Below are 7519 nucleotides of genomic sequence, written 5' to 3' on the forward strand. Positions count from 1 at the left end.
TTTGCCCTTACTAATTAAAGAAGTTATATGAGCGTATGTCGTTTACACGAGAACGAAGAGGAGAGAAGTAAGCTGACGAAGCGATGCGTTCGCCTTTATTCCCGGATTTTCACCTCTTACCAACAATTCGTATAGAGGAACTATGTTTACACAGAAACGGAGAATGCAGAAGCAATCTGAAGAAACGAAGTGTTCTCTCTTGTGATTTCAACTACCCTTAATTATAAGTTAAACTATTTTTACACGAGAACGAAGAGGACAGAAATAAGCTGGAGAAGCGGAGCGTGCGCCTTTATTCCCGGATTTTCACCTTTGAAAAGTAGATCGAAAAATCCGGGAATAACAGCGATCGGAAGATTATTCTGTCATCGTAGTGACGAGTGTAAACGATAGCTCACTTATACCGACCAACCAACGAAAGGAGCATGCATGCATGCAACCTGTAAATATACATGATGCCGTTGCACGGCTTAACACCCCCCAACGGCAAGCCGTCGAGGCGACGGATGGCCCACTGCTGATTATGGCGGGAGCGGGCTCCGGCAAAACCCGGGTGCTGACACACCGGATTGCCTACCTCATTGCAACACGGAAAGCGCCCCCGTGGGGCATTTTAGCGATTACATTTACGAACAAAGCCGCTCGTGAGATGCAAGACCGTGTATCCCAACTGGTTGGTGGCTCCCAAGGCCGCGACATTTGGGTATCCACGTTCCACTCCATGTGTGTGCGAATTCTGCGTCGTGATATTGAACGTATTGGCTTTACCTCCAACTTCAGTATTTTGGATTCATCGGACCAATTATCTGTAATTCGCAGCTGTATGAAAGACCAGAATATCGATACCAAGAAATTCGAGCCCAAAGCAGTTCAATCGATGATGAGCACGGCCAAGAATGAACTGATCAGTCCGGAGCAATATGAGAAGCAGGCAGGAGACTATTTCGAGGGTATTGTAGCGAAGATATATAAGATGTACCAGAAACGGTTAAGAGCCAACAACTCACTTGATTTTGATGATCTCATTATGCAGACTATTCAACTGTTCAAGGAAGTACCTGAAGTCCTCGACTTTTACCAAAAGAAATTCCAGTACATTCACGTGGACGAGTATCAGGATACGAACCGTGCACAGTACATGCTGTGCCGCATGCTCGCTGACAGCCACCACCGCATCTGCGTTGTAGGGGATAGTGACCAATCGATCTATCGCTGGCGCGGGGCGGATATCAGCAATATCCTGAACTTTGAGAAAGACTATCCAGAAGCAAACACGATTTTGCTGGAGCAGAACTATCGTTCAACTTCCAATATCCTGAATGCAGCGAATGAAGTGATCGGCCTGAATACAGGGCGTAAACCGAAGAAACTGTGGACGGACAAAGAGGGTGGTTCGAAGATCAAGGTATACCGTGCGGATTCCGAACATGATGAGGGGTATTTTGTTACCTCTGAGATTAGTAAAAATGTGAAGAACGGCAAATCCTATCAGAACCATGCCATTTTGTACCGTACTAACGCCCAGTCCCGGGTTATAGAGGAAATTTTGATCAAGTCTGATATTCCGTATCAGATTGTCGGCGGCATCAAGTTCTATGATCGTAAAGAGATCAAGGACATTCTGGCGTATCTGCGCCTGTTATCTAACCCCGACGATGATATCAGTCTCACTCGGATCATTAATGTACCGAAGCGTAGCATCGGTGATACAACGGTAGCGAAGCTTGCGGCTGCGGCAGGAGAGCGTGGAATTTCCATTTTCCGAGTACTGCAGGTCGTGGATGATCTTGGTTTTGCTGGCCGTACGCGTAATGCGCTCGTGGAGTTCTATGACATGATCGCTGCGTTGCATCAGATGGTAGAATATCTGTCTGTAACTGAATTAACCGAGAAGATTCTTGAGATGAGCCAATACCGTCTTGAGATGCAAAATGAAAACACACTCGAATCCCGTGCACGGCTGGAGAACATTGAAGAGTTCCTGTCGGTAACGATGGAATTTGAGAAAAATAATGAAGACAAAACGCTCGTATCGTTCCTCACTGATCTTGCATTGATTGCTGACATCGATAGCATGAACGATGATGAAGAGGACCAGAGCGATGCTGTTACCCTGATGACCATGCACAGCGCCAAAGGTCTGGAGTTCCCGGTGGTCTTTATCGTGGGTATGGAGGAAGGCGTCTTCCCTCACAGCCGAGCCTTTATGGATAATGAAGAGTTGGAGGAAGAACGCCGACTTGCTTATGTGGGGATTACTCGTGCAGAAGAGCAACTTTTCCTGTCGTGTGCCCAGATGCGTACCTTGTTTGGACGTACCACAGCGAATCCGCCTTCCCGCTTCCTGGACGAAATTCCGGATGAGCTGAAGGAAGACACTTCCATGGCTCGTGATCGTTACCGCCGCGGAAGTAGCGGAGGCGGCTCATATGGTGGACGTGGGCTAGGTTCTAGTGGAGGAAGTAACTTTGGTGGTGGCACCAAGCTCTTTGATCACCAAAGCAAGAGTGGTTCATCTGCTACCTCATCCACGTCAACTTCGCGTGTGACCACGAGTACTTCTCGCCCAACATACTCTACGCCATCATCTGCTTCCAAGCCGGTGGCTTCTAATGGTGAAGCAGGATTCAAGGCAGGGGACAAAGTGCAGCATGGCAAATGGGGGACAGGCACGATTGTTGCAGTAAAAGGGACAGGTAATGATACCGAACTGCAGATTGCCTTCCCGGCTCCGGTTGGTGTTAAACGTTTGCTTGCCGGCTTTGCCCCTATTACGAAAGTGGAATAAGAACGAAACTTCCTTTTGCACGATAACGGAGAGAACAGAAATAACTTGAAGAAGCAAGGCGTTCGCCTTTATCCCTGGATTTCTACCTTTTAAAATGAATAAAAGAAATCCGGGGATAACAGCGATCGGAAATTATTCTGTTATCGGAGTTCACGTGCAATAGGAGTGTTCGTTCTACATATATAGATCAAATTAACGGAGGGATGGCCCTGTATGGACCCGATGCACCGGATGGAGCAACTCGTTACCGAGCTGAACCAGCATAATTATCAGTACTACACGATGGATCAGCCACAGATCAGCGATAAGGAGTATGATCTTCTGTACGATGAACTGGTTACGCTGGAACAGGAAAGCGGCATGGTTCTGCCTGATTCTCCAACACAGCGTGTGGGCGGCGAACTGCTCAAGGGGTTTACCCCACATCGCCATTTATCCTCATTATGGAGTCTGGACAAAGCGCAGAATATTGAGCAGTTGCGCAGCTGGAATACCCGTGTACTGAAACTGATTAACGACTATAACAGTAAAAATCCGGATACCCCTTTACCGGAACCAGGTTATGTCATTGAGTTGAAGTTTGACGGATTGACGCTGAACCTGACGTACACCAACGGTGAGTTGGTGCAAGCCTCTACTCGTGGTAACGGTACTGTAGGCGAAGGGATTTTGGCACAGGTGAGAACAATCCGCTCCGTTCCGCTCAAAATTCCTTATACAAGCGGTACAATTGAAGTACAGGGTGAAGGCATCATGAATCTGTCTGTCTTGGACCGATACAATGAGACGGCAGCAGAGCCACTCAAGAATGCGCGGAATGCAGCAGCAGGAGCGCTGCGTAACTTGAATCCGAAAGCGACGGCTGAGCGTCGGCTGAATGCTTACTTTTATAACGTAGGTTATTCGGATGACATTCAGTTTGCCAATCATCAGCAGATGATGGATTTCCTGCGTGAGAACCGCTTCAAAGTTAATCCATCGATTACTTATTTCCATGAGTTTGATGATGTAATGGAGCAACTGGCCGCCATTCAGGAGAACCGGGGTCAGTTGGACTATCTGATCGATGGAGCTGTTATCAAAATTACGGACATGCGCACCCGTGAGGTGTTGGGTTATACCGATAAATTCCCTCGCTGGGCGGTGGCATATAAATTCGAGGCAGAAGAGACCACGACAGTTCTTAACGCTGTGGTATGGAATGTGGGCCGTACTGGCAAAGTAACTCCGCTGGCACGCGTAGAACCGGTTGAACTTGCCGGGGTAACGGTACAGAACTGTACGCTGAACAATGTCGGCGATATTGAGCGCAAAAATCTGAAGTTCGCTCTGGGCACAAGGGTCTTTATTCGCCGCTCCAACGACGTCATTCCTGAAATTCTGGGTAAAGTGACAGAGGAAAGTGATGGCGAGGAGATCATCTTCCCTGAGCAGTGTCCGGCATGTGGATTCCCGCTGGAGCAACGTGGGGCACACCTGTTCTGTAACAACAGACTGGCATGCAAACCGCAGACGGTGGCACGTATATCCCATTTTGCTTCCCGTGATGCCATGGACATCGAGACGTTTAGTGAGAAAACGGCGATTCAGCTGTATGATGAATTGAATGTACGTGAGCCTGCTGACCTGTATACGTTACAGTTTGATGATCTGGTGAAGCTGGAGCGGTTTGGGGAAAAGAAAGCGAACAACCTTATCGCTGCGCTTGAGCTTAGTAAAGATAGAGACTTGGCTTCCTTCTTATACTCACTGGGTATTCCGAACACAGGTAAATCTACAACGCGCATGCTGGCTGATCATTACCGAGATCTGCACGCCATTATGAATGCAACCGTAGAAGAATTGGTTGAACTACCTGACGTCGGTGGTATTGTGGCGGAGAGCATCGTAACTTTCTTTGCAGATCCGTTTACACAGGCTGCAATTGAGAAGATGCTCAACTTGGGTGTGAAAGCTCAGGCACCTGAGGCGCCAGCCGTTGCTGTTGTGGAAGATTCCTTTTTCAGTGGTAAAACGGTCGTCTTGACCGGAACGCTGCACCAATTGACGCGGGAAGAGGCGACGCAAAGACTGGAAGCGCTCGGAGCGAAGGTGACTGGCAGTGTGTCGAAAAAGACAGATCTGGTTATTGCCGGAGAGAAGGCAGGTAGTAAACTAACCAAAGCCCATGATCTCGGTATTCCAACGATTGAGGATGAGGACGAACTTGTACGTCTTTTGAATCCCTAGGGTTAAAGGATGAATTAACAGAAGAGCTCATATAATAAAGCCCCCGAAGACACGAATATGTGATCGGGGGCTTTTGCTGTTTATTGAATTATTTGATACAACGAATGAACGCTCATCAATCTTATCCACTTAAATTGTTAGGGATACGTTGAGATGCGCCTGTAAGCCATGCATCCTTATCATACCCTCGCTCTTCCCAGTAACCTATATGTTCGCTGTCGATGAGTTCAATGCGATTTAACCATTTTACTGATTTATAGGCATACATCTGAGGAATGACGAGCCGTACCGGACCGCCAAGATCAGCCGGGATGGGTTTGCCATCATGCATGACAGCGACCATAATATCTTCCATTTGTGCTTGATCCATCGTAATCGCATCTGTATATACACCATCACCGGAATAAAACTTCACACTGTGAGCTTCCGGTTTGACCCCGGCTTGTTTCAAAAGCTGTGCAAGAGAAATGCCTTCCCAGGTATTCTTATATACAGACCAGCCCGTTACACAGTGGAAATCACTAACCTGTACGGTACGAGCGAGCTTCACGAATTGTTCCCAGTTCCATACCTGTGCCCGTTCAACCAACCCATCAATTCGAAAAGACCAGTTAGCATTGGAGAAGGACGGTATGGGCGTAACCGTATATACGCGGAAATGACCTTCAGCTCCGCCTCCAATGGGAGGTGAAGAGGCAGACAGCGGTTGTGGCAGAGGAACCATACGGTTAGGATCGTTCTCCAGCATGCTATCAATACTATTATCGATCTTGAGATTTCGTCCTACCCAGGATATAAAAGTAGGTCCAAGAGTCACGGCGAGACCAACCCCCACAGCAGAACGGATGAAAGCTCGTCGTGTATACAACGGTTGAGGTCGCTCCTCAGATTTGAGGGGATCTCTGTCGGAACTGCGATCAAACTGGGAAGAAGATATAACAGCCGGAGGTTCTTTTTCATCCGATATTGAATCAGATGGATCAGCTGTATTTTGAGCTCGTGCTGAAGTTGTAGTGGTTTTAACCGCACGACGTGCAGGGTCCTTTAACCATTTGGTCCGAGTGATGGAGTGATAGATGATATAAGGTAAGCCCACCCAAGTCAGCAGGTCATGGATCAAAAGTGCAGCATTCGACCATCGAGGTCCAGCTAGCTTGAACTGCCATAACACAATACCTGAGAGTAGCCAGCCTACCAGCAGCCCAAGAACAAAGATGGTGTTCACCCTTTGCCAAGGTCTATTTCGAAGTTGTTTCCAGTGCTTTCCGGCCAAAATTAAGTAATATACTACGGGTGCCAGCATAGCTAGCCCAACGATGATATGTAGCCATTTTAACCAGACACGACCGATTCCGAGTATCTCTCGCCAAAAGCCGCCTACCAGCATAAGACCTGATATAGCAAGGATCACAACAATCCAGGCATTCCAAGCATGGATGGAAACCAACTTTTTGCCATAACCTTTGCGCATGTTCTTCAACCATTGTTTCAAGTGCGATCACCCCATATAGGTTAGTAATGAGTTTATTCAGAACTTTAATATGTAATAGCCAGCTGCAAATGGAGTGCGTTATCGGTGTAAAGGTACTCATACGAGACGATTAACGATTGTTCATAACTACGTATGAAGAAGTACACTTGATTGCTTAGCCTTATCTCTATATCTATATACCTTATTATAGAGTTTTTGGATCACTTTCTTCAAACCAACAGGAGGGCAAGGCTCATTATCCCAATCGGGCACTCTAGCTGTCTTTCATCTAGATCCTTATTACGTATGGTTTTAGAAATCAATATTATAGAAAGGACATGTTTCTTGGATATAAAGTAGCCTTTAATAGGGTTCCATTTTTGTTTCAGATATTGTGTTAATGTGCCGCATATAGGCTGAAGGCAAGATAGCGTTGTTGAAGATTTATATAATATCAAATGGTAGATTAAAAATGCTTGCTAAATAAATCGCTACATGATATATTATTTCTTGTCGCTTCAAACGAATGATTGTCATAATCATTTGAAAGGTGACGAAAACAAAGTGTTGACAGTAAGTTAGTTAACATGATATGATAAGATTCCTGTCTGGTTGATAAACATCAACATAAACGGACATACAAGTTCCTTGAAAACTGAACAAATGGATAGTAACTTTTGATTCACAATGAATCGTCAGATTCAAAATGAGCTTATCGCTCTTTTCAATACTTTATTGGAGAGTTTGATCCTGGCTCAGGACGAACGCTGGCGGCATGCCTAATACATGCAAGTCGAGCGGAGTTGATAGGAAGCTTGCTTCCTTGATACTTAGCGGCGGACGGGTGAGTAACACGTAGGCAACCTGCCCTCAAGTTTGGGACAACTACCGGAAACGGTAGCTAATACCGAATAATTGTTTTCTTCGCCTGAAGGAAACTGGAAAGACGGAGCAATCTGTCACTTGGGGATGGGCCTGCGGCGCATTAGCTAGTTGGTGGGGTAACGGCTCACCAAGGCGACGATGCGTAG

3 protein-coding genes and 1 rRNA gene are annotated in these 7519 nt (G+C 46.6%); 3 read left to right on the top strand and 1 reads right to left on the bottom strand.

Translation table 11 applies throughout. The annotated features are described in order from the left end of the window. The first annotated feature begins 433 nt into the window (after positions 1-433). Both pcrA and ligA read left to right on the top strand, forming a co-directional pair. On the top strand, positions 434-2788 hold the full coding sequence (gene pcrA / locus BLS69_RS22610; protein ID WP_091036473.1) for a DNA helicase PcrA: 2355 nt from the start codon (positions 434-436) through the stop codon (positions 2786-2788). Positions 2789-3001: 213 nt separating this feature from the next. Beyond that, on the top strand, positions 3002-5017 hold the full coding sequence (gene ligA / locus BLS69_RS22615; RefSeq protein ID WP_091036476.1) for an NAD-dependent DNA ligase LigA: 2016 nt from the start codon (positions 3002-3004) through the stop codon (positions 5015-5017). A 121-nt stretch (positions 5018-5138) separates the two neighbouring features. Here the strand turns inward: ligA and BLS69_RS22620 are convergent, their stop codons facing one another. Further along, a complete protein-coding gene (locus tag BLS69_RS22620) occupies positions 5139-6509 on the bottom strand; it encodes a molybdopterin-dependent oxidoreductase (protein WP_091036478.1) in 1371 nt (456 codons plus the stop codon). Between the two features lie 711 nt (positions 6510-7220). Between BLS69_RS22620 and BLS69_RS22625 the strand changes: the two genes are divergently transcribed. Continuing rightward, a 16S ribosomal RNA gene (locus BLS69_RS22625) occupies positions 7221-7519 on the top strand; the annotation flags it as partial.

The sequence above is a fragment of the Paenibacillus sp. CF095 genome (genome assembly GCF_900101225.1).
GTDB lineage: Bacteria > Bacillota > Bacilli > Paenibacillales > Paenibacillaceae > Paenibacillus.